This window comes from Streptosporangium sp. H16 (genome assembly GCF_051918855.1).
Taxonomy (GTDB): Bacteria; Actinomycetota; Actinomycetes; order Streptosporangiales; family Streptosporangiaceae; genus Streptosporangium.
In genome coordinates, this window is record NZ_JBPXMD010000007.1 from 274,118 (window position 1) to 295,375 (window position 21,258).

General features: G+C 73.2%; 16 protein-coding genes. 5 read left to right on the forward strand and 11 right to left on the reverse strand.

The features are described 5' to 3' along the window. Nucleotides 1-75: 75 nt before the first annotated feature. From ACTOQ2_RS14915 to ACTOQ2_RS14925, 3 genes are all read right to left on the reverse strand, one after another. Nucleotides 76-1,476 carry a serine/threonine-protein kinase gene (locus ACTOQ2_RS14915; protein ID WP_440100164.1) on the reverse strand — a complete coding sequence of 467 codons (1,401 nt, stop codon included), beginning with the start codon at nucleotides 1,474-1,476 and terminating at the stop codon, nucleotides 76-78. A 45-nt stretch (nucleotides 1,477-1,521) separates the two neighbouring features. After that, nucleotides 1,522-2,208: a response regulator gene (locus tag ACTOQ2_RS14920; protein WP_440100165.1), complete on the reverse strand. Its 687-nt coding sequence runs from the start codon at nucleotides 2,206-2,208 to the stop codon at nucleotides 1,522-1,524. 67 nt (nucleotides 2,209-2,275) lie between these two features. Then, on the reverse strand, nucleotides 2,276-3,385 hold the full coding sequence (locus tag ACTOQ2_RS14925; protein WP_440100166.1) for a sensor histidine kinase: 1,110 nt from the start codon (nucleotides 3,383-3,385) through the stop codon (nucleotides 2,276-2,278). Nucleotides 3,386-3,496: 111 nt separating this feature from the next. Here ACTOQ2_RS14925 and ACTOQ2_RS14930 point away from each other — a divergent pair, with 111 nt between their 5' ends. Beyond that, nucleotides 3,497-4,561 carry a DUF418 domain-containing protein gene (locus tag ACTOQ2_RS14930; protein WP_440100167.1) on the forward strand — a complete coding sequence of 355 codons (1,065 nt, stop codon included), beginning with the start codon at nucleotides 3,497-3,499 and terminating at the stop codon, nucleotides 4,559-4,561. A 151-nt stretch (nucleotides 4,562-4,712) separates the two neighbouring features. Here ACTOQ2_RS14930 and ACTOQ2_RS14935 read toward each other — a convergent pair whose 3' ends face one another. Further along, nucleotides 4,713-5,846, reverse strand: a complete 1,134-nt coding sequence (locus tag ACTOQ2_RS14935; protein ID WP_440100168.1) for an ice-binding family protein — start codon at nucleotides 5,844-5,846, stop codon at nucleotides 4,713-4,715. 411 nt (nucleotides 5,847-6,257) lie between these two features. Between ACTOQ2_RS14935 and ACTOQ2_RS14940 the strand changes: the two genes are divergently transcribed. Continuing rightward, a complete protein-coding gene (locus ACTOQ2_RS14940) occupies nucleotides 6,258-6,383 on the forward strand; it encodes a hypothetical protein (RefSeq protein ID WP_440100169.1) in 126 nt (41 codons plus the stop codon). Between the two features lie 92 nt (nucleotides 6,384-6,475). Here ACTOQ2_RS14940 and ACTOQ2_RS14945 read toward each other — a convergent pair whose 3' ends face one another. Together ACTOQ2_RS14945 and ACTOQ2_RS14950 are read right to left on the reverse strand one after the other, a co-directional pair. After that, entirely contained in the window at nucleotides 6,476-10,588 is a 4,113-nt protein-coding gene (locus ACTOQ2_RS14945) for an AAA family ATPase (protein ID WP_440100170.1), read from the reverse strand. Further along, a complete protein-coding gene (locus tag ACTOQ2_RS14950; protein ID WP_440100171.1) occupies nucleotides 10,589-11,716 on the reverse strand; it encodes an exonuclease SbcCD subunit D in 1,128 nt (375 codons plus the stop codon). Between the two features lie 142 nt (nucleotides 11,717-11,858). Here ACTOQ2_RS14950 and ACTOQ2_RS14955 point away from each other — a divergent pair, with 142 nt between their 5' ends. Further along, nucleotides 11,859-13,376, forward strand: a complete 1,518-nt coding sequence (locus ACTOQ2_RS14955) for an alpha/beta hydrolase family protein (RefSeq protein ID WP_440100172.1) — start codon at nucleotides 11,859-11,861, stop codon at nucleotides 13,374-13,376. Nucleotides 13,377-13,501: 125 nt separating this feature from the next. Here the strand turns inward: ACTOQ2_RS14955 and ACTOQ2_RS14960 are convergent, their stop codons facing one another. Next, entirely contained in the window at nucleotides 13,502-14,440 is a 939-nt protein-coding gene (locus ACTOQ2_RS14960) for an alpha/beta hydrolase (RefSeq protein WP_440100174.1), read from the reverse strand. 359 nt (nucleotides 14,441-14,799) lie between these two features. Between ACTOQ2_RS14960 and ACTOQ2_RS14965 the strand changes: the two genes are divergently transcribed. Continuing rightward, nucleotides 14,800-16,278 carry an LCP family protein gene (locus tag ACTOQ2_RS14965; protein WP_440063992.1) on the forward strand — a complete coding sequence of 493 codons (1,479 nt, stop codon included), beginning with the start codon at nucleotides 14,800-14,802 and terminating at the stop codon, nucleotides 16,276-16,278. Nucleotides 16,279-16,434: 156 nt separating this feature from the next. Next, the gene (locus ACTOQ2_RS14970; RefSeq protein ID WP_440100221.1) at nucleotides 16,435-16,548 is read left to right on the forward strand and encodes a transposase; all 114 of its coding nucleotides are present in this window, start codon (nucleotides 16,435-16,437) and stop codon (nucleotides 16,546-16,548) included. Here ACTOQ2_RS14970 and ACTOQ2_RS14975 read toward each other — a convergent pair. The 4 genes from ACTOQ2_RS14975 to ACTOQ2_RS14990 form a co-directional block, all read right to left on the reverse strand. Beyond that, nucleotides 16,545-17,366: an APH(3'') family aminoglycoside O-phosphotransferase gene (locus ACTOQ2_RS14975; RefSeq protein ID WP_440100175.1), complete on the reverse strand. Its 822-nt coding sequence runs from the start codon at nucleotides 17,364-17,366 to the stop codon at nucleotides 16,545-16,547. The genes ACTOQ2_RS14970 and ACTOQ2_RS14975 overlap by 4 nt on opposite strands. 102 nt (nucleotides 17,367-17,468) lie before the next feature. After that, entirely contained in the window at nucleotides 17,469-18,482 is a 1,014-nt protein-coding gene (locus ACTOQ2_RS14980) for an enolase C-terminal domain-like protein (protein WP_362846451.1), read from the reverse strand. A 428-nt stretch (nucleotides 18,483-18,910) separates the two neighbouring features. Beyond that, a complete protein-coding gene (locus tag ACTOQ2_RS14985; RefSeq protein ID WP_440100176.1) occupies nucleotides 18,911-20,356 on the reverse strand; it encodes an MFS transporter in 1,446 nt (481 codons plus the stop codon). A 49-nt stretch (nucleotides 20,357-20,405) separates the two neighbouring features. After that, nucleotides 20,406-21,143, reverse strand: coding sequence for a TetR/AcrR family transcriptional regulator (locus ACTOQ2_RS14990; RefSeq protein ID WP_440100177.1), 738 nt, complete (start codon nucleotides 21,141-21,143; stop codon nucleotides 20,406-20,408). Nucleotides 21,144-21,258: the final 115 nt, after the last annotated feature.

Genomic DNA, 21,258 nt, shown 5'->3' on the forward strand with positions numbered 1-21,258 from the left:
CCGCAGGGGCCGGGCCCTCGCCGACGCGGGGCCCGGCCCCTGCGCGGACCATGGCCGCGATGGGCGCGTCTGCGGCTAGTTCTTCTTGCCCTTCCCCTTGCCGTTCTGCGCCGGCTTGTATTTCTTGTGCTTGTCGGAGTTGGGATTGGGCTTCTTCGCGGGGGTCACGGACGTGCCGGTCCCGGGGGAGCCAGTGGTCGCCGCCCTGGGGGCGACGTCGGTCCGTCCGCTGCGGCGAGGTGCGGCGGTGGGGTGCTCGTCGTCGATCACCTGCCGCGTCTCGGGGGTACGGGTGGCCTGTGGCGCCGTGACGGGAGCGGCCCCGGAAGGAGCGACCGGCTCCGGCCGGCCGGACTCGTCACCGCGCCATCCGGCGGTGAGGGCCGCGCCGGCGAGAACGCCGACGGCCAGAACCGCGACACCCGCCGACAGGCGCCGGCGCCCGATGACCCGCCGGTGTGCCGAGGTGGGCCCGGCCTCCTCACGAAGGTGGTACCCGGTGGAACCACGGCCGGCGTCTCCGTGGAAGTGGTGACCGGTGGAGCGGCGGTCGGCCTCGATGGGCCCGGTGGACCGCCGGTCCGCGGCCGACGCCACGACGCCGGCGGCGAGGAAGGGCGCCGCGGTGACGTCCGCGTCCCGCTCCCACAGCGTGGCCACGTCCTCCAGCTGTTTCCGGGCACGGACGGCGTCGGTGCGCCGGGCGGGGTCCTTGTCGAGCAGGCCGGTGATGACGGGCGCCAGGGGCCCGGCGTGCCGGAACGGTTCGGGGTCGGCCGTCAGCACGGCGGCGAGGGTGGCCAGTGCGGTGCTGCGTCCGAACGCGGAGCGGCCTTCGGCGGCGGCATACAGGGTGGCCCCTAAGGACCACAGGTCGCTTTCCGGACTCGACGCGACGCCGCCGGCGCGCTCGGGGGCGATGTAGGCGGGCGTGCCCACGACCATCCCCGTCCTGGTGAGAGACACGTCCTCGTCGACGGCGGCGGCCAGCCCGAAGTCGGTCAGGATGGCCTGCCCGTCCTCGGTGAGCAGGATGTTCGCGGGTTTGACGTCGCGGTGCATGACTCCGGCCGCGTGAGCGGCCTCCAGCGCCGACAGCACGTCCAGCCCGACCCGCGCGAGGGTGGGCGCGCGCATGGGCCCCTCCTCGGCGACCACCTCGGCGAGGTTGCGCGAGCGCACGAGCTGCATCACGATCCACAGGGAGTCGTCGGCCCGCACCACGTCGTACACCGCGGCGATGTTGGGGTGGTGCAGCCGCGCGGCGAGGCGCGCCTCCCGCATGGTGCGTTCCAGCAGGACCTCGCGCTCTGGCCCGGTCAGGTGATCGGGGAGCTCGACCTCCTTGACCGCGACCTCACGGTCGAGGAGGTCGTCATGGGCGCGCCACACCGTCGCCGTGCCGCCTCTGCCCAGCCCGGCCAGGAGACGGTAGCGCCCGGCCAGCAGCCATCCTTCGTAGCGCAAAGAAGACATTGGGCATGCCTACCCGATGATTGAGCCCATATGTCACTGATATCACTACATCCGATGCCTACCGGTTACCGGATCATCCTCCGGGGGCGGCCCGCCCCGGCCTCGGCCCTCCCAGGCCCACGCCACGATCTCGACCCGGTTGCGTACGCCGAGCTTGGCCGTGATGCCCGATACATACCCCTTGACCGTGCTCAGCGAGAGGAACAGCTCGTCGGCGATCTCCTGGTTGGTGCGTCCTCTGCCGATCGCCTGGACGATCTCGGTCTCCCGCGCGGTCAGGGGCTGTGCCGGCACGCGGGCCCCGGTCCGGGTCCCGCGGTCGGTGAGGTGGCGCAGCAGTCGCAGCGTGATGGACGGTGAGATGAGCGCGTCTCCCGTGTACGCGGCCCGCACGGCCTCGACCAGCAGGCGGGGACCCGCGTCCTTCAGCACGAATCCGGCCGCGCCGCAGCGCAGCGCGCCGTAGACGTACTCGTCCAGGTCGAACGTGGTGACCATGACCACTCTGGGCGGGGCTCCGGCCAGTGCGCGGGCGACCTCGATCCCGTCGAGGCGGGGCATCTGGACGTCCACCAGGCACACGTCCGGAAGCGTCCTGCGGGCCTGCTCGATCGCTTCGACGCCGTCGCCCGCCTCGGCGACCACGGTGATGTCGGGCTGGTCTTCGAGAATGATCCGCAGGCTGGCCCGGACCATCTCCTGGTCGTCGGCCAGAAGCACCCGGATGGTCATCGGCACTCCCCGACGGGCAGGGGCCGCGCCATCCGGTGTCGAAGCTCCGTGACGGGTGCGGGCGGTCTCATCGGTGTTCTCCGGTGGGGATGGTGGCGCGGACGGACCAGCCGGAGCCGGGGCGAGGGCCGGTGGTCAGGGTGCCTCCGAGGGCTTCGAGGCGTTCGCGCATTCCGATGAGGCCGTACCCGGCGCGGCGGTAGCGGCGGGCGGGCAGTCGCGGGGCGTCGTCCTCGACCTCGACCGTGACGGCCCTCTCGTGCTGGGTGATGCCGATGGTGACCTCGCGGGCGTGCGGGGCGTGCCGGGAGACGTTGGTCAGCGCCTCCCGCACGATCCGGTACACGGTGCTGCTCACCTGGGGCGGCCAGCCGGACGGCTCGGCGTCCAGCCGCAGGTGCGCCCGGCGGCCGTGGCTCTCGAAGCCCTCGATCAGCTCGCCGAGCCGTTCGTGGCCTTCGGCGGCGGGAGCGGCGTCACGCAGGAGGCCGACCACGCGGCGGGTGGCGGCCAGGGCCTCCGAGCCCGCGGTCTCGATGCCGGCGAGGGATCCGGCCGTCCTCTCCGGGTGCTTGGCGGTGACGAGCTGGGCGGCCTGGGCCTGGAGCACGATGCTGGTGATGTGGTGGGCGACGACGTCGTGCAGCTCCCTGGCCAGCTCAAGGCGCTCGGCACGTCGTACCCGCTCGGCGACGGTACGGCGGCGGGCCGCGAGCAGCCGGAGGCCGCCCCCTGCCGTCAGGGCGGCGAGCCAGAGCAGGCCGCTCACCACCGGCACGGCCGAACCGGGGTTGACGAGAAGGCCGCCCGCCACCACGGCCAGTCCCGCGGCGGCCACCGCGCAGGCCGTGCGGGCGGGCAGCGTCCTGACCGCGGAGCCGACGAGCACCGCCGCCCCCAGGGACGCGGCGGGGCTGGGTTCGGCGGGCAGGTGGACGAGGCGGGTGACGAGGACGGCGAGCGCGGCCACGGTGAGGCCGGCGACGGCGGTCCACAGCGGGTCGCGGCGGCGCACCAGGGCGAGCGCGCACACCCAGGCGGCGACCGCCGCGCCGAACGGCCAGTACCCGGCGCCCCAGCTGCCGGCGACCTGGTACGCCTGGAAGGCCACGGCCACCGCGAACACGGCGCCGAGCCCGGCGCCGGCCGCCACCTCGAACCGATCGGGAACACCCACGGCCTCCAGGCTAGGGGAGGCGTCCCACCGGCCTGTACCGGCCGAAAGTACTGTTCCCTCCCTGCTTTCCGCCGATGTGGGAGCGGGCCGGAGTCCACAGGATGAGGTCCCATGCCACATGAAACGCTCCCCCCGGCGCCGGAGGCCACCGGGCCGGGACACCCCACGACGACCTTCTCCGGCCGGCCGCGTGTCGCCGCGCTCGACGTGCTGCGCGGGTTCGCCCTGTGCGGAATCCTGCTGGCCAACGTCAAGCCGATCGCCCACATGATCCACGCCACCGAGGTCACGCGGTCCGTGGTGGTGGCCCCGGGTCAGGACGACGCCTGGCTGGGGTTGGGGCTCTTCGTCGACCAGCGCTTCTTCCCGATCTTCTCCCTGCTGTTCGGCGTCGGTTTCTCGCTGCTGCTGGACTCCGCGGGACGCCACGCCCCGCGCCCGCGGGTGCTCCTGGTGCGCCGGCTCCTGGTCCTGCTCGCCGTGGGCCTGGCCCACATGTTCCTGCTGTGGCGAGGCGACATCCTCACCATCTACGCCGTCGTCGGCCTGCTGGTGCTGCTGCCCTCGACCTGGCTGCCGCGCCAGGTCGTCGCGGGGCTCGCCGCCGTCCTCATCGCGACGCCGCTGATCCTCGACAGCAACGGTGTGCCGCTGGTGCCCGGACTGTTCCTGCTGGGGTCGGCACTCACCCGGTACGGGGTGATCGACCGGATGGAGCGCTCCGCCCGCGTTCCGGCCGCGCTGGCCCTGCTCTTCACCGCGGGGGCGGTGCCCGCCGTGTGGCTGCAGCTCGAGACGCCGGCCGGCGACGCGTACTTCAACACCTGGTTCGGCCTCGCCGGGTCGCTGATGGCGGGCGTCTACGTGTGCGTCCTGTTGCTCCTGCTCAGAACGCCGCTCCGTCCGGTGCTGCGGAGGATTTTCGCGCCGCTGGGCCGGATGGCGCTGACCAACTACCTGTCCGCCACGATCCTCGTCCTGGTGGCGGCCCGCCTCATCGGCGGCTCGCCGGACGGCTGGTCGTCGGCGACGGTGCTCCTGATCGCCGGGGCCGTTCTCCTCCCCCAGTGGCTGGTGTCCACGCTCTGGCTGCGCCGCTACCGCCAGGGCCCGCTGGAATGGCTCTGGCGGTGGGCCACCTGGGCCCGCCGCCCGCCTCTGCGCCGCACCCCCTGACCGCCGGGTTCACCTCCGGGAACGGGAAGCCGGGTTCACATCCGGGAAGCGGGAAGCGGCGGCCGGGCGGCTCGCCGGGCCCGCGTGCGCTGAGCGCGTTCGGTGTTCCGGTCCGGCCCGCCCGGCCCGGACCCGGCGATGTGGCCGCGGCTCAGGTGACCGAGTGGGTGATGGTGGCGGTGTAGGTGCCGACACGGACGCCGACGGGCAGGGTCACGGTGACCGTCGGGTTCCAGGTGGCGGAGTTCTCGCCCGTGCCCTCGGAGGCGGAGAAAGCGGTGCGCGCGGAGCCGAGGCCGCCGGGGGTGCCGGGGGTGAACTCCGCGACCCCGGTCGTGGCCGTGGCCGCGCCGGGTGCGTAGTCGATGAGGCTTCTGGCGATGGTCTCGGAGGCGGTGGCGTCACCGGTGGTGAAGGTCGTCGAGCTGACGGTCGCGATCCAGGCGGCGTCGGTGGCGTAGCGGGTGTCGGTCACGGTGACCGCGCCGAGCCGGGCCGAAACCTCGGAGCCCGGTTTCGCGGAACCCAGGTTCGCGTTCTGGGGCGTGCTGATGGACAGCGTGCCGGCGGGGCGGGTGATGGTGTCGCTGTCCAGGGTGACGGTGCCGTCACGGGCCAGGAAGCGCCCGTCGACGACCATGCCGGCGCCGGCGGTGATCGAGGCCAGCGCGAGGATGGTGCCGGAAAGGGTGGAGGCGGCTCCCAGCGTGGCCGAGGTGCCGACCTGCCAGAAGACGTTGCGAGCTTGGGCGCCGCCGATGAGGGTCACCGTGCTGGCGCCCGCGGTCAGCAGAGTGGAGGTGGCCTGGAAGATGAAGATCGCGTCCGGGTCTCCCTGGGCGTCCAGGGTGAGGGCGCCGGTGTTGCTGAAGGTGCCCGAGAGCGAGGTGTAGACCCCTGGCGTCAGCGTGGTGGCGCCGAGGTCGGTGGGCACGGTGGCGGTGGGAGTGCGGGAGGCGACGTCGTTGTAGGCGAGGGTGAAGTCACTTTGGGCCTGAACGGCGGCGGCGTCGTTCACATGGATCGTCCCGGCCACGCTCCCGGGCGGGAAACCGGACACCGTCACGCCCGGGGTCACCCCGAGGTCGCCGGTGATGACGCTGGCGCCGGTGTTGACCACGGAGTCGCCGGCCAGGACGGCGAAACTCCCGGCCGCGCCGAGAGCCACCGGCGGATCCGCTGCACTCGCGCCGGACCGCCCGGCCGGGAGCACGATCAGGAGAACGACAAGAAGACAGGACAGGAGCACACTCACGGCGGGTCCGGCCCAGATGAGGCTCCTCATACGTCCCTCTCCTCTACCTCCAAGGCCACGGCGGCTCAGGGCGCCGACTCGTGAAAGTCGTCCGGTGAACCGTGCCGCCGCGGATCGGCGCGGATCGGCCATGCCCTGCTCCGCCGCCACGACCGGGCGGGCGTGCCGTTGACGGTCGTCACCGGATCGGTGATCCAGGTCGAGGCCGAGACGGCACAGGGGCGCGACGATGGCACAGGGGCGCGACCGGTTGCGTACCGGCCGCCCTCGCCGGTCAAGCGCGGCGGCACCTCTGCCCGTCGCGGACCGTGCCCCGTCCGAAGACCGTCTCGCGGCCACGCGCCGCCCGAATGACGATCTCGCTGTAGCCGAGAATAGAGGGTCCTCGCGGTAATGGCCGTGAAACCAACGGCGTGTCGCTGACCTGCGAGGATCATCGTCGTGATCGCCGCCGATTCCCGACGCGGCAGCACCGTCTCGATCCGCTCCCCCGCCGCCGCCGCGCTGTCGGCGACCGGCGCCCGCCCCCACCTCTCCGGCGCCGGTGCGCTCACCGGTAACCGGTAACCGGATCCTCCCGCGGGCGACGGCGGACGGGGCACCGGCGCATCGAGTCACCGACGGTCGGGTCATTGGCGAACGGGTCACCGGCGAACGGGTCACTGGCGGACGGTCGAACCCCGGCGCTCCTTGCGGATGTGCAACTGCGCGGGCACCCGGGTGCGCAGCTCGGCGACGTGGCTGACGATGCCGACCGCCCGGCCTCCGTCGCGCAGGCCGTCGAGGATGTCGAGCACCCCGTCGAGGGTGTCCTCGTCCAGGGTGCCGAAGCCCTCGTCGACGAAGAGCGTGCCGAGGTCCGCTCCCCCGGCCTCGGCGGTGACCACGTCGGCCAGGCCGAGGGCGAGGGCGAGCGAGGTGATGAAGCTCTCGCCGCCGGAGAGGGTCGCCGGGTCACGGCCCACGCCGGTCCAGCTGTCCAGGATGTGCAGGCCGAGCCCGCCGCCGGACCTGCTCCGGTCTCCGGCGGAGCGGTCGCGGTTGTGCTCAAGGAGATAGCGCCCGCCCGACATGTGGTCGAGCCGCTCGTTGGCCGACTCGACCACCTGGCTGAGGCGCTCGCCGAGCACGTAGGACGACAACCGCATCTTCCACCGGTTGTCGGTGGAGTTGCCGCCGGTCAGGGTGGCGAGCCGTTCGGTCAGCCGGTGCCGCTCGTCGGCGGGCTCCCAGCGGCGCAGGCAGGCGGCCAGCTCGGTGCGGAGCGCGGCCAGCCGGGCCAGGCGGGCCTCGCCCCGGTCCCGCTCGGACAGCAGGCGGGCGTGGGCGGCGTCGGCCGCGTCCCGCGCCTCGCGCAACCCCGCGAGGTCGGGTTCCGGCTCGGCCGCGGCGGCGACCAGCTCGGGATCGGCGAGCATCGCGGCGACCGCGGCGCCCTCCTGGGCGAGCTCGCGGAGCCGGGCGGCCTTCTCCTCCCGTTCTGCGGGAGAGCGGACGGCGGCGCGGGCGTCGTCGAGCCCGAGGAAGCCCGCCTCGACGACGGCGCCCAGCGCCCGGTCGCGGGCCGTCGCGAGCTCGGCGGCGGTGACCCGCTCGTCCCTGACCGCCTCGACGGCCTCCCGCAGCAGCTCCGCCTCGTCGGCCAGCCGGTCCAGCCTGGCGGCCAGTGTCGGGTCCTGGCCGCGCGCCTCGTCGAGGCGCGCGGCCAGCCGCTCGGCGTCGGCACCGAGCCTTTCGACGTTCGTACGGCGGGAGGCCAGTCCGACGGCGAGCTCGCGCGAGCGCTCCCCGAGCCGCTCGGACTCGGCGGCGATCCGCCCGGCCTCGGCCGCCAGCACCGGCTCGGCCCCCGCCGACTCGCGGAGCGCGGCCAGCGCCCGCTCCGCCTCGGTGAGCTCGCCCGCGGCGTCCCGTACGGCCAGATCGGTCCGGTCGCGCGCCTCGCGGTGGGCCGCGGCGGCCTCGATGGCGCGGGTCGCGGCGGTGAGCGCGGCGGACAGGAGCGCGGCCTCCCGTGCCAGGCGGTCACGGCGGGCCCGCACCGAGAGGTCGGTGCCCCGGGCGCCGTCCAGGCGGGCGGTGAGGCGCTCGCGCTCGGCCTGCCAGCCCGTACGGCGGGCGCGGCCCTCGGCGAGCCGCCGGGCGATCTCCGCCGCCCGGGTCCTCGCGCCGTCCAGCTCGGCGGCGATCCGCTCCACCTCGGCGGCGAGGGCCTCCTCGGCGCTCGCGGCGGAGGTCAGCGCCTCCAGCTTCCGGCCCGCCTCGGCGAGGATCTCCCCCGCCTCCTCGCCGGTCGTCTCTCCCGCGACGGCGAGTGCCTCGTCGAGGCGGGAGACCAGCGTCGTGACGGTGTTTCCCGCGGCCTGGCGCCGTTCCATGGCCGCCTCGTAGGCGCCCTGGGCGGTGCGCTCGTCGTCGGCGGTGGGCGCCTGGTCGGCCGGGGCGGCGGGGGCGGGGTGGTCCGGTGAGCCGCAGACCGCGCAGGGGTGGCCGGGGGTGAGCTTGGCGGCGAGTTCCGCGGCCATGCCGTCGATCCTGGACTGCCGGATGTCCAGGTGCCGGTCGCGGAGCGTCTGGGCGAGGTCGGTGGCCTCGGTCTGCGCGGCGCGCGCGGACTCCAGCTCGACGCGGAGTGTCTCGCGGCGCCGTGCCGCGGCGAGCACCGCGGCGGCGGTGTCGGCGCTCGCCCGCGCCGCCGGGACCCCCGCCGCGGCGGCCCTGGCCTCACCGAGCCGGGCGGACGCCTCCGCCGACGCGGCGGGCAGCCCCTCCAGGGTCTCGCGGACCTCGGCCTCCTGCCGGACCACCTCCGGGAGCTCGGCGTCGAGCGCGGCGATCAGCCCGTCGAGCTCGGCCAGCCGGGCCTCCTCGACCCGCAGCCCCTCCAGCCCGGCCAGCTCCCGCCCGCGCTCCCTCTCCTGGGCGGCGAGGACCTCGCGGATCTCCCCGGGGTCGAAGGTCTCGCGCACCTCGTCAGGGCCGAGAGCCTCATGCACCTCGTCGGGGCCGAGGGCCTCGCGCACCTCCGGAGGGAAGGCGGCCAGCCTGGCGGCGAGGTCGGCGCGGGCGGCGGACAGGTCGGCGGCGAGGCGGTCGCGGTGCTCGGCCGCCCGGAGGCGGGTGACGGCACCCTCCACCGCCGACTCGGCGGCGGGGACGCGGGCCGCGTCCAGGCGGGCGGCGGTGAGACGTTCGTCCAGCTCCCGGCGGAGGCCGGGGAGGGCCTTCAGGCGGGCGTCGGCCTCTGCCTGAGCGGCGGCCAGCTCGACGATCTCGCGAGCGGTCCTCTCCCGCTCCCGGACGATTCCCGCCAGGCGTGACTCCTCCGCGCGCAGCTCGCCCAGGCGGGTGATCTCACTCCGGCGGTCGCGCTCCAGCGCGGCCAGGTGGCCGAGTACGGCGTGGCGGCGGTCCGCACCGGCGTCCGTGGGGTCACGGACATCCTCATGGGCACCGGCGTCCGTGGGATCGGTGTTGTCGTAGGCGCGGGTACCCCCGTGGTCACGGGCGTCGTCGCCGTGGGCCGCGCCCGCCGTACCGGCGCCGTCGCGGGCGGTGCCGGTGTGGTCGCGGACGGCGTCCCACTGGTCGAGGGGGGCACCGAGGAGGGGGAGGGCGCGGGCGACGGCGTCGGCGGCCAGGTGGTGGGCCTTGGACGCGGCCTCGGCGCGCTGCTCGGCGCCCTGGATCAGCGGCAGCACCCGGTCGGCGGCCGCCGCCTCCTCCAGGATGGTCTCCAGGTCGGCCCGCTCCTCGGCCGTCTCTTCCAGCGCCCGGCTCCTGGTCAGCGCCTCGGCGTGACGCCGTCGCCGGTCGGCCAGCGCGGCACCGCGTTCCAGGCTCTCGCGCGCCCGCCGTACGGCGGCCTCGCCCTCGACTCCCTGCCCGTCCAACCGCGCGACCTCCAGGCGCGCGAGGTTCTCGAGCGCGTGGGCCCACCCCAGCGGGTCGTCCTCCACGGACTCCACGGACCGCACGGACTGCGCGGACTGCGCGGGCTCCACGAGCTTCACGGACTCTCCCGGCTCCGTGAACTCCGTGGAGACGAACTCCGTGGAGACCCGCGGCTCGGGGAGATCGGCCAGCGCGGTCAGGAGGGCGGGGCCCGCGGCCTCCTCCAGGCGCTTGACGGCGAAGTCGACCTCCTTGCGGAGGGCCTGCTGCTCGCGGTACGCCTCGGTGCGCTGCTCGGCGAGCCAGGACTCGGCGGTGGCGTAGATCTTCACCGAGAACAGGCGCTCCAGCACCCTGCGGCGGTCCTCGCCGTCGGCGCGCAGGAACTTGGCGAAGTCCCCCTGGGGCAGCATTGCGACCTGGAGGAACTGCTCGGCGTTCATGCCGAGCAGGGTGCCGACGAACTCCCCCGCCTCGTCGACCCTGGTCGTCAGCCCCACCCACTCCCCGGAGGGCGCGAGCTCTTGGAGCAGGGCCTTCTCGTTCTCCCTGGTCGTGCCGGTGCCCCTGAGCTTGGGGCGCTGCCAGGCCGGCGACCGGGTGATCTTCAGCCTGCGGCCCCTGACAGTGACCTCCAGTGCCACGCTGGGCCCACGGCCCGGGGGCGCGTGGTCGCAGCGCAGGCTCTTGGCGCTGTCGCGCCTGCCGGGCACCCTGCCGTACAGGGCGTAGCAGAGCGCGTCGAGCACGGTGGTCTTGCCCGCGCCGGTGGGGCCGTGGATCAAGAACAGCCCCGCCTCGGCGAGGGCGTCGAAGTCGACCTGCTCCTCACCGGGAAAGGAGCCGAAAGCGGTGATCCACAGACGGTGCGGGCGCATCTACGCCTTCGCCTCCTTCATGCGGGAGAACTCCACGGCCTCCCGCAGCAGCCGGGTCTCGGCGGGGTCGGCGGCCTCGCCGCGCACCTCGCGGACGAAGTCGAGGGCGACGTCGATCTCGGGGCGCCCGGCCGCCCTGGCGCGGGTCACGGTCTCGTGGACCCCGCCCTCGGGTTCGAAGGACAGGGCGAGCGTGTGCGGGAAGCGGGACCGGAGCCGCTCCATCGCGCCCTTGGGCCGGATCCGGTCGACGAGCGTCACCTGGAGCCAGTGGTCCTCGTGACGGGCGTGCTCGGGCGCGGCCAGCAGGTCGTCGATGCGGCCGGTGAGGCGGCTGACCGGCCGGGGCACCGGGGCCTCGACGAACTCGGCGCCCTCGTAGCCGCCGGGGCCGATGTCGACCACCCAGGAGCCCTTCGTCTGGCCGCTCTCGGAGAAGGAGTAGGCGATCGGGGAGCCGGAGTAGCGGGCGGTCTCGCTCATCCGCTGGCGGCCGTGCAGGTGGCCGAGCGCCACGTAGTCGACGCCGTCGAAGGCGCGCACCGGGACGTGCGCGACGCCTCCCACGCTGATGTCGCGCTCGCTGTCGCTGCCCTGCCCCCCGGTCACGAACGCGTGGGCGAGGACCACCGACCGGGGGCCGCGCCGCCCGAGGTCGGCGCGGACCAGGGACATGGCGTGCTCGATCGCGGCGGTGTGGGTGCGCTCGGACAGCTCCCAGGGGACGCGTACCAGCTCGGGCTCCAGGTAGGGGATGCCGTAGAAGGCGACGTCGCCGACGACGACCGGCTCGCCGACCCGCTCCGGGTCGGTGCGCAGGTGGACGCCCGCCGCGTCGATGAGGTCGGCGCCGAAGCCGAGGCGGCGGGCCGAGTCGTGGTTACCGCTGATCAGCACGGTGCGCACCCGGGCGTCGACGAGCCGGCGCAGCGCCTGGTTGCACAGGTCGACCGCGTCGACCGAGGGCAGCGCCCGGTCGTAGACGTCACCGGAGACCACGACCACGTCGATCCGCTCCGACCTGACCGTCTCGATCAGGTGGTCGACGAAGACGCCCTGGGCGGCCAGGAGACTCTCCCGGTGGAACGAGCGGCCCAGGTGCCAGTCCGATGTGTGCAACACCCGCATGTCGCACGAAGCTAACAGGACTCAGCGACAAATGTGGCCACTCGCGTCACGTGAATCCCCCGCTCTGGTGGGGGCTTCCGGTGATGAGTACGCTTGAAGATCGGATGGAACGATACCGGAACAACGACGATCGCGGAGGCGAGTGACCATCGGGGATCGCGTGGGTGTCCAGGTGGGCCGCGGTGTTCTGAGCGTCGCCTCCGGCCTGATCCTGGTGGTTCTCGCGACGGTGGGCTACACCCTGCCGCCGCCGTTCGACCCGACCCCCCTGCACGTCGACCCGGTCTTCCAGGCCCTTCCGCCCCAGCCGCCGTCCGAGCTCCGGTACGTCGCCGCGGACAGGCAGATCACCACGCAGGACGTCACCGTCACGGCCGAGGACGGCACGTTGCTGGGAGCGACCATCCGCGCGCCGATGGCACCGGGGCGGCACCCGGCGCTGGTCTTCGTGCAGGGGGCGGGCCCCGGGGTCAGGGGCGAGTTCACCACCCAGGCCGAGTGGCTGGCCAGGGCCGGGATCGTCACCCTCGTCTACGACAAGCGGACCGTGGGCTACGACTTCATGAAGCGCGACTTCGGCCTCCTCGCCCGCGACGCCCTGCGCGTCCTGAAGGAGCTGCGCTCGCGCGAGGACGTCGACCCGGCCAGGGTGGGACTCTGGGGGGTGAGCGAGGGGAGCTGGGTGGTGCCCCTCGCCGCCAACGAGAGCGGCGCCGTCGGGTTCACCGTGCTGGTGTCGGCCCCCAACGTCTCCCCCATGCGGCAGGTGACGTGGGCGCTGGGCGAGCAGCTCCAGCGGCTGTACGCGCCCAGCGGGGTCCGCGAGCTTCTCATCCGCGCGATCGGCGCCGTGGACGCGGACTTCCTGCGCTACGACGGCCTGCCCGCGCTGCGCGAGCTGCGGCAGCCGGTCCTGGCCCTGTACGGCACGCGCGATCCCTCGATCCCGTTCGTGGAGAGCAGCAAGGCGCTGACCGGTGCGCTCGCCGAGGGCGGCAACGGCGCCTACACGATCCGCTACCTCGACCGCGCCGACCACGGCATGCGCTTCCACGGCGGCCCTCTCGTCCCCGACTACCTTCGGACGCTGGCCAACTGGGTGCTGGGCCTGCCGGGCACGGCCACGCCGTCGGTGCACATCGCCGGTGCCACGCCGGTCCAGCGCCTGGAGGCGAGCGACGTCCCGGCCGCTCCCTGGTACGCCGGGGGTACGGTGATCGGCCTGACGCTCTGCCTGGCCGTGGTCGGTTACGTGGTCGGACCGGTGGCGGAGATGGCCGCGCGGCTGCGCGGCCGGGCGGCGGCCGCGGAGGCCGGCGTCCTGATCTGGCCGCCGATGCGGCGGCGGTTCCGCCGGATGGCGTGGACCGGGGTCGGGCTGCTCGTCTCGGTGGTGGCGTTCATCACGCTGCTCGTGCTGTTCTCGGTCAACCAGGCCGGGGCGTGGCCCGCGGTGCTCGCCGGGTGGCTGGTCATCAGGATCCTGGCGCTGCTGATGCTGTTGCAGGAGGTCACGGGCGTGGCGGCCGTCGTGTCGGGCCTGCGGGAGGGCTGGCAGCCCTCCCGCCCGCAGAGCTTCGCGGTGGCCGGGGTGCTGGGCAGCACCGGCCTGCTGCTGGTGGCCGCGGCCTACTACGGCCTGTTCTCGTTTCCCTGGTAGGGCTTTCCCCGGTGGGGTCGCGGCGTCCCTCGCCCCCCGCGTCCCCTGGCAGGCCGCGACGCAGGCCCGATGCAGGCCCGGCGCAGGCCACGACGGCCGAAGGCGGTGTCAGGTCCTCGTGACCGTCAGGGGCAGCCGTCGAGCCAGCGGTCCATCTCGGCGAAGACGCGCTTGCGGACCGGCTCGGGTGACAGCACCAGGTCGTGTATGCCGCCCGGCACGCGAACGCACGTCACGTGCGAGCCGATGCTGGTCGACCAGCGGGCGATCAGCCGGGGGTCGAGCACGACGTCCGCCTCCTGCGCCTTCGGCACGAAGGCGCGCAGCCGCAGGCCCTTCTCCGCGCAGAGCACCAGCACCGGCACGTCCACCCGGAGGCCGTCGTGCAGCCTGCGCTGCGCCCGGCGGATCGCCCCGATCCAGGCCGCGTGCACCGGGAACCCGCCGATGGGCTTCCACTCCAGGTCGAAGTCCCACTCGCCGTGGTGGCTGCGGTGCAGGCTCGTGCCGTACGCGGTGGCGGTCACCATGGGCAGGACGGTGCGGGTGGGCAGCCTGGACAGCTGCACCCGCAGCAGGTCCGCGGCGACCCGCACGGGGGCGGGGACGTTGAGGTCGAGGAAGGGGCTGTTGAGCACCAGCGCCTGGACCAGCCCCCGGCCGCGGACCCGGTCGGCCCACAGCGGGGCGATCAGGCCCCCGGTGGAGTGGGCGTTGAGGACGACGTGATCGTGTCCGTCGCGCTCGCGGATGATCCGTACCGCCTCGTCGATCTCCGGGAAGTACTCGGTGAGGCTGCGCACGAACCCGCGGGTCTGGTGCGGCAGCAGCGAGCGGCCGTACTTGCGCAGGTCGAGCCCGTAGAAGTCGAATCCCCTGGCGACAAAGTGGTCGGCCAGGTGGGTCTGGAAGAAGTAGTCGGTGAAGCCGTGCAGGTAGAGCACGGCTCCGCGGGCGGGCTCGGCGGCACGCCGCCGCACCAGCGAGGCCACCACCGCCCCCTCGTCGTCATCGGCCATCGGCAGGACCGTGAGCTCGTAGTCGGGACCGAGAACGTCGGGCATGACGGCCAGGGTAGTTCGCACGGATTGTCCGACTACACGGACCCCCGGGGAAGGCGACGGAAGATCCCGCGAGGAAGATCCTGGAGACGTTTCCCCGGAAGGCCGTGACACCCACGGCGAGCTTGAGTCGGTGTGACCGGCCGCGAATCCCGGCCGGGATTCAGCGTGGCGACACCGTGAAGCGTGGCGACGCCGTGATTCGATCCCAGCGAAAACCATGATCGATTCTTATTGCTGTAGAAATGACGCGATATAGGAGCATTAGCTTCCCGAGTTGTTCACCGACTTGTCGCCCGCGACCTGGTTTCGCCCGCCTACCATCTCCCTGCGGCGGTCAAGCGCGAGGAAACGGGGAGCAGTTGCGGGACAGATCAAAGCCGCCCGGAGTCGGCACGGTCATCGGCTGGACGGCACTGGCCGCCATCGTCCCGGGCGCCGCGCACCTGCGCGCCGGATGGCGCAGGACGGGGCTGGCGATCCTGTGCACGTACACGGCGCTGCTGCTGGCCCTGCTCTGGGTGGCGCTCACCTCCGACCTCGGCGGGATCGCCGGGCGGCTGGCCGCCTCCTCCACGCTGACCAACGTCACCGTGGTCGTCTCCCTGGCGCTCGGCGCCGCCTGGTTCGCGCTGGTCGTGCACTCGTTCGTCGTGATGAACCCAGGCACGCTGCCCGGCGTGGGACAGGCGATCGCCGGAGGCGTGGCGGGAACGCTCGCGGTGGCCGTGCTCCTGCCGTTCGGCCTGGTCGGGCAGTACACGGCGGTCTCGCAGTCGGCACTGGACGACGTCTTCAACGCCCCGTCCACGCCACGCCCCGCGAGCGACGGAGGCAGGGGCGGCGAGGACGACCCGTGGGCGGGCCGCAGCCGGGTGAACATCCTGCTGCTCGGCGGCGACGCCGACACCCACCGGGTGGGCGTGCGGACCGACAGCATCAACGTGGCCAGCGTGGACGTCAAGACCGGCAACACCGTGCTGCTCAGCCTGCCGCGCAACCTGGAGAACGTCCGCTTCGTGCCCGGCTCCCCCATGGCGAAACGCTTCCCCGAGGGGTTCCGGCTCCCGGCCAACCCCGACGGCTCGCGCGAGGACCTGCTCTTCGCGGTCTGGGAGTACGCCGACTCCCACCCCGAGATCTTCGGGGGCCGCAAGGGCCAGGGCACCAAGACGCTCATCGACACGGTCGGCTACACGCTGGGCCTGAAGATCGACTGGTACGCCCTCGTCAACATGTGGGGCTTCGCCCGGCTGATCGACGCCATCGGGGGCGTGACGCTGACCGTTCCCCAGGACGTGGTCTTCGGCAAGTACGACGAGGGCCTGGTCAAGGCCGGAACCCGCAAGCTGCGCGGCGCCGACGCGATGTGGTTCGCCCGCTCGCGCACCAACAGCGACGACTACACCCGGATGGGACGCCAGCGCTGCGTGCTGGGCGCCCTGCTCTCCCAGTCGGACCCGGCGACCGTGCTGTCCCGCTTCAACCAGGTCGCGCTGGCCACCAAGGAACTGCTGCGGACCGACATCCCGCGCCCGATGCTGGAGCACCTGGTCCCGCTGGCGCTGAAGGTCAAGAACGCGAAGGTGACCAGCGTCCAGTTCGTCCCACCGCTGATCAACACCGGCTACCCAGACTGGAGCAAGATCCGCACGGTCACCGCCAAGGCCCTGCGCGCCTCGGCCGTCACCCGGCGCCCCCTCACCGCCACCGCGGCCCCCACCGCCACGCCGAAGGCTGCGGCTGAGCGAGGACCCACCCGCACCCCCCGCCCCGGGACGAGCACCACGGCGAAGCCCGATCCGACCTCTCCCAAGGGCATCACCGAGGGCTGCGGCTGAGCGGGGCCCTGTCTCCCAATCGTCTCCCCGTTCGCCTTCCGCTCGCCTCCGGCCGGCGGCGGGCAGGCCAGGGTGCGACCGAGCGGCCGGGCCGGCTCCCCGCGCGGGCCGCGGGCTAGGCAGTTTCGTTTGGATCAGCCGGTCGTTGGTCCGGGTGTGCCGTTGACTGACGCGCAGTGGGCGCGGATTGAGCCGTTGCTTCCGGACCGGACGCCGAAGCGAGGCGGCCGGTGGAGGGACCACCGGCAGGTGATCGATGCGATTGATTAGCCCCAGGTGAGCGGGTCGAGATGGAGGTAAAAGCGCAGGCGCTCGTGGTCCAGGGCGATACCGTACCTCTCGGCGAACGCCATGTCCGCGGCCCGCCCCCACTCCTCGTCTTTCCATGTCTCTCGCGCGTTGGCGAGCAGCAGCGCCAAGTCCGCGTAGCGGTCGGCCCGTCCGAGGCGGCCCAGGTCGATGAATCCTGACACGTCCAGGGTCCGCGGATCGAGGATGATGTTAGGCAGGCACAGGTCCCCGTGGCAGACGACCGTGTCGGCGGCCTCCTGCTCCCGTCGCCGTGGCACCTGCCGGGTGAGGCGGTCCAGTAGCTCCCCAGGGGGCGCGTGCCGCTGCTCGACGGGGAGAAACTCCGGGTTGACGGCGTCACGGGCCACGACGCCGCGCGCCACGGCGACCATAGTGTCCAGGTCCCGGCGGAATGGGCACTGCGGCACCGGCACCTCGTGCAGTCGGCGGACCGCGTCTGCGATGCGTTCCCAGGCGACCCGTAGGTCCTCAGCGGGCACCTGATCAGCAGATATGCCGGAAACGGCACTGGTCATCAGGCAAGCGCCCACGTCACCGGAGTGCCAGTCGAGCACTCGGGGACCAGGTACACCCTGATCATTCAGCCATGCGACCCGGTCACGCTCGGCCTTCAGGTCGGCTGCATCCGCAGCAGGCACGCACTTGGCATACCGGGTGGCGTCCGCGTTGCGAAAGACAGCGGCTCCCGACTCGCCCGCGGTGACAGGCAGCCAGTCGCCACCACCCACGCTGAGCAGCACCGGCGATATGGCCTGAAGTCTGGAATGATCACTCATGGCGGCCACTTTAGCTAGCTCGGCATATCGGCCCGGGACCGCAGGACCTCTTCCGTTACCACGTACCCGGCGTGCGGCAAAGCGTGATCCGAACGAAACGACCTAGACCGAGTACGACTCCTTGGACAGGCGGCGGACCCGGTCCTCGTCGATGCGGTGACCGAGGCCCGCCTGGGTGAGCGGCACCGCCACCACACCGCCCGAGGCGCCGACCGGCGGGTCGACGATCTGCGCGCTGCGCGGCGGCTCGGCCACGTCGCAGGGCAGGCCGCAGCCGGGCAGGCTGGCCGCGGCGACGGTGGCCGCGCGGGCCAGCCCGGTGCCCTTGCCCCCGGCGCAGGCGATCTCCCATCCGGCGCGTACCGCGCGGTCGTGCACCCGCCGCACCTCGCGCAGGGAGCCCAAGGCCGCGGGACGGAGCAGCAGCGCCCGGCCCGCCCTCGCGGTGATCGCCTCGTCCAGTTCGGCGGCCGAGGCGACCTCGAGCAGCACCGGGGCGGCGACGCGCTCCTGCAGGTCGGCGTGGTCGCCGAGACTCGCGAGACCGGTGAAGGGGCGTTCGATGACGGAGAGCGTGTAGGCGTCCAGCGCCTCGAGGGCGTCGACGTCGGTGTAGGCGCCGCGGGCGTCCACGCCGATGCCCAGCGCGGGATACGCCCGGCGGACGGCGCGCAGCGGCTCGATGTCCCAGCCGGGGTGGACGTCCAGGGTGACGTGGGCGTACCCGGCGCAGACGTGCCGGTTCACCCTCGCGACCAGGCTCTCCAGGTTGCGGTCGGCGCCGATCCTGACGGTGGCCATGAGGGAGGTGCGGGTGCCGCCGAGCGCGTGGGCCAGCGGCACCCCGCGCATCTTCGTCCACAGGTCCCAGCAGGCCATGTCGGCGGCGGACCCCCCGGGGACGGCCCCCAGCTCGTCGGGATGCTCCCAGTCGACGCCGATCAGCGCCTGGGCGAGCCCCTCCTCCAACGCGACCCAGGTCTTGGGGTCGGCGTCGACGACCTCTCCCCACCCGGTCATGCCGCCGTAGTCGGTGAGCCGGACGAGGATGCTCTCCGGCCGCCTGCCGTACGGCAGGACCAGCCGAAACACCTCAAGCTCACGGACGCGCGGCATGGACCCCCCTGGACCTCTCCGAGCCCGGACGACTCCGGGCTCCGACGACTTCCCAGGCTCGGAGGACCCGGGCTCTGGAAACGCGAATCCCGCCCGGAGGCGGGACTCCCCCCTCAACACCGCGAAGAACGGCGTTCTTCCCATGGTGCCACGGTGACGTGGGAACGCCTCCGGCGTGGAGGGGGAATCCGGTCCGGGGCTTCCGGTGCTCCCGGCGCTCCCGGTGCTTCCGGCCATTCCGGCTCGAAGGGCTTGGGACCTGGAGCCCGGGGCTCGGGGCTCGGAGGGCTTGAGCGTCGGAGGGGTGGAAGAACGGGGTGGACTCAGCCCCGGGGCCAGCCCAGCCCGAGGCCAGCCCAGCCCAGCCCAGGCCAGCCCAGGCCAGCCCGGGTCAGCCCGAGGCCAGCCCACGCCAGGTCAGCCCGAGGTCAGCCCCGGGGAAGGACGCGGCCGGAGACCAGGGCTCCGGTGGCCGCCATCAGCGCCGTCAGCCCGAAGCAGAGCACGTAGACGGCGACGTCGGCGCCCAGGGCCGCCAGGAGCGCTCCGGTTATCGCTACCGCGACGACCGTGTAGACCGACTCGGCGACGCCGAGCGACGCGCTGTTCTCCCCCTCCTCGCCCGGGGGCGACAGCTCCAGGATGAGCACCGACAGCGTCGGGTACACGATGCCCATGCCGAGCCCCAGCAGGATCTCACCAAAAAAGGCGGTGGCGACCGGGACGGCGGCGAAGACGGCCAGGCCCATCAACGCGAGGCCCACGGCGATCAGCACCGAGCCGGAGCGCAGCACCAGGACCCGGTCGAACCGCTTGCGGCCCACCACCCAGGAGCCGAACGACCAGCTCAGCGCGCCACCGGTCAGGGTGAGCCCGGCCATGGTCAGCGACAGGCCGCGCTCCTCGTTGAGCATCAGCGGCAGGAACGCCTCGCCGCCGATGGCCGCGCCCGCCGCGATCCCCCGCAGGGAGATCACCGCGGGCAGGCCGCGGGCCGCGCGCAGGGTTCCCGGGGGGAGCAGCCGGGGCAGCGCCGCGACCAGCATGGCCAGCCCGGCGGCGAGCAGGACGAACCCGGTGCCGGGCGCCGCGCCGCCGGACCGCGTGAGTGCCGACGCGCCGTACTGCATGAGCGCCGCTCCGGCCGCGACGAGCAGCGCCCAGCCCAGCCGGCGCGCGATCGAGGAACGGGCGCCGGACGGCCGCTCCGGCATCGCCCCCGACACCGGCCCCTGCTCCGTCACCGGCCTCGTCACCGGCTCCGTCACCGGTTCCGTCATCGGCGCGGAGGCCAGCCCGCGCCAGAGCAGCAGGGCCGCCGGGAGGAGGATCGCCGTCACTCCGATGAAGACCCAGCGCCAGCCCGCGTTCTCCACCACGACACCGGTGATCGCGGGCCCCACCATGGAGGGCACCACCCAGGCGGTCGCGAAGATCGAGAATACCCGGGGGTGAAGATCCGCCGGATAGGACCGCGAGACCAGCACGTACATCGAGACCTGCAACATGCCCGCGCCGAAGCCCTGGACGAACCGGCCCGCGACGAACACGTCCATCGTCGGCGCCACCCCGGCGACGACCAGCCCGGCGGCGAAGACCACCACCCCGGTCCACAGCGGCGCGACCGGCCCCCCGCGGTCGCCCCACCACCCGCCCAGCACCGTCGCGACCACCCCGGCCGCGAGCGCCCCGCTGAACGCCAGCCCGTACAACGCGTGACCGTCCAGCTCGTCGGCCACGACCGGCATGGCGGTGGCCACCGCGAGGTACTCGAAGGCGGCCAGGGAGATGAGGGCCACCATCCCGACCGTCAGGGCGCGGTGACTCCGGGCGAATATCCCGGCAGGAGGCTCTTCGGTCATCACGGTAGTCATGGGGTCGACGGTACGGCCGGCGCGCGGTGGCACGCATCAGGCTTTCGGATCAGCCCTTGGTCGTAGGACCGGCGTCCCGGACGTGGGAGACCAGGCCCCGCAGGAGCAGGTCGAGCCCGAACTCGAACCGCTCGGTGCCGTTGGCCGCCATCAAAGTGTCGACCTGGGCGACGATGTTGGGGAACCGGTCGGCGGGCAGGCTGCGGTAGAACGTGGCGATCTGACCGAAGAATTCACCCAGGAAGCTCGCCAGGTCCTTGCCGCTGCCGCGCTGCCGGGTGACGTAGAGCGAGCCCTCGTAGGCGTCCGAGCAGACGTACAGACCGAGGCGGTCGATCATCAGGGCGGCGGCCCTGGGCGGCACGCCGCCCGCGAGCATGACGGCCAGCTGCCCCTCGGCCACCCGTAGCGCGTTGGGCCCGGTCGGGATGCCCGCCAGGCCGACCCTGGCGATGTCGGCGTGGGCGCTGAACACCCGGAAGGCGTCGAGGACCATCTCCCTGAGCTGCTCCAGCCAGCGCTCCGGCTCGGGCTCGGGCACGTGGATCTCGCCCACGACCTCGTCGTACATCAGGTCGAGCAGCTCCTCCTTGTTCGCCACGTGGGCGTAGAGGGAGGCGGGACCGGTGCCGAGCTCCTGGGCGACGCGGCGCATGCTCAGCGCGTCCAGCCCCTCGGCGTCGATGAGGCGCAGCCCGGTGGCGACGATGAGATCCCTGCTCAGGACGGTTCGCGGAGCGCTCACCTTGCGAGTCTTGCGCCACGGCGGGACGGGGATCTCGGTCACGCGCCGATCCTATACCGCGGAGGATCACGGTCGCGAACACCGTACTTTCAACGAACATCGTTCGTTTACTGCGAACGATGTACTTGACGCAAACATCGTTCGTTTATAAAACAGT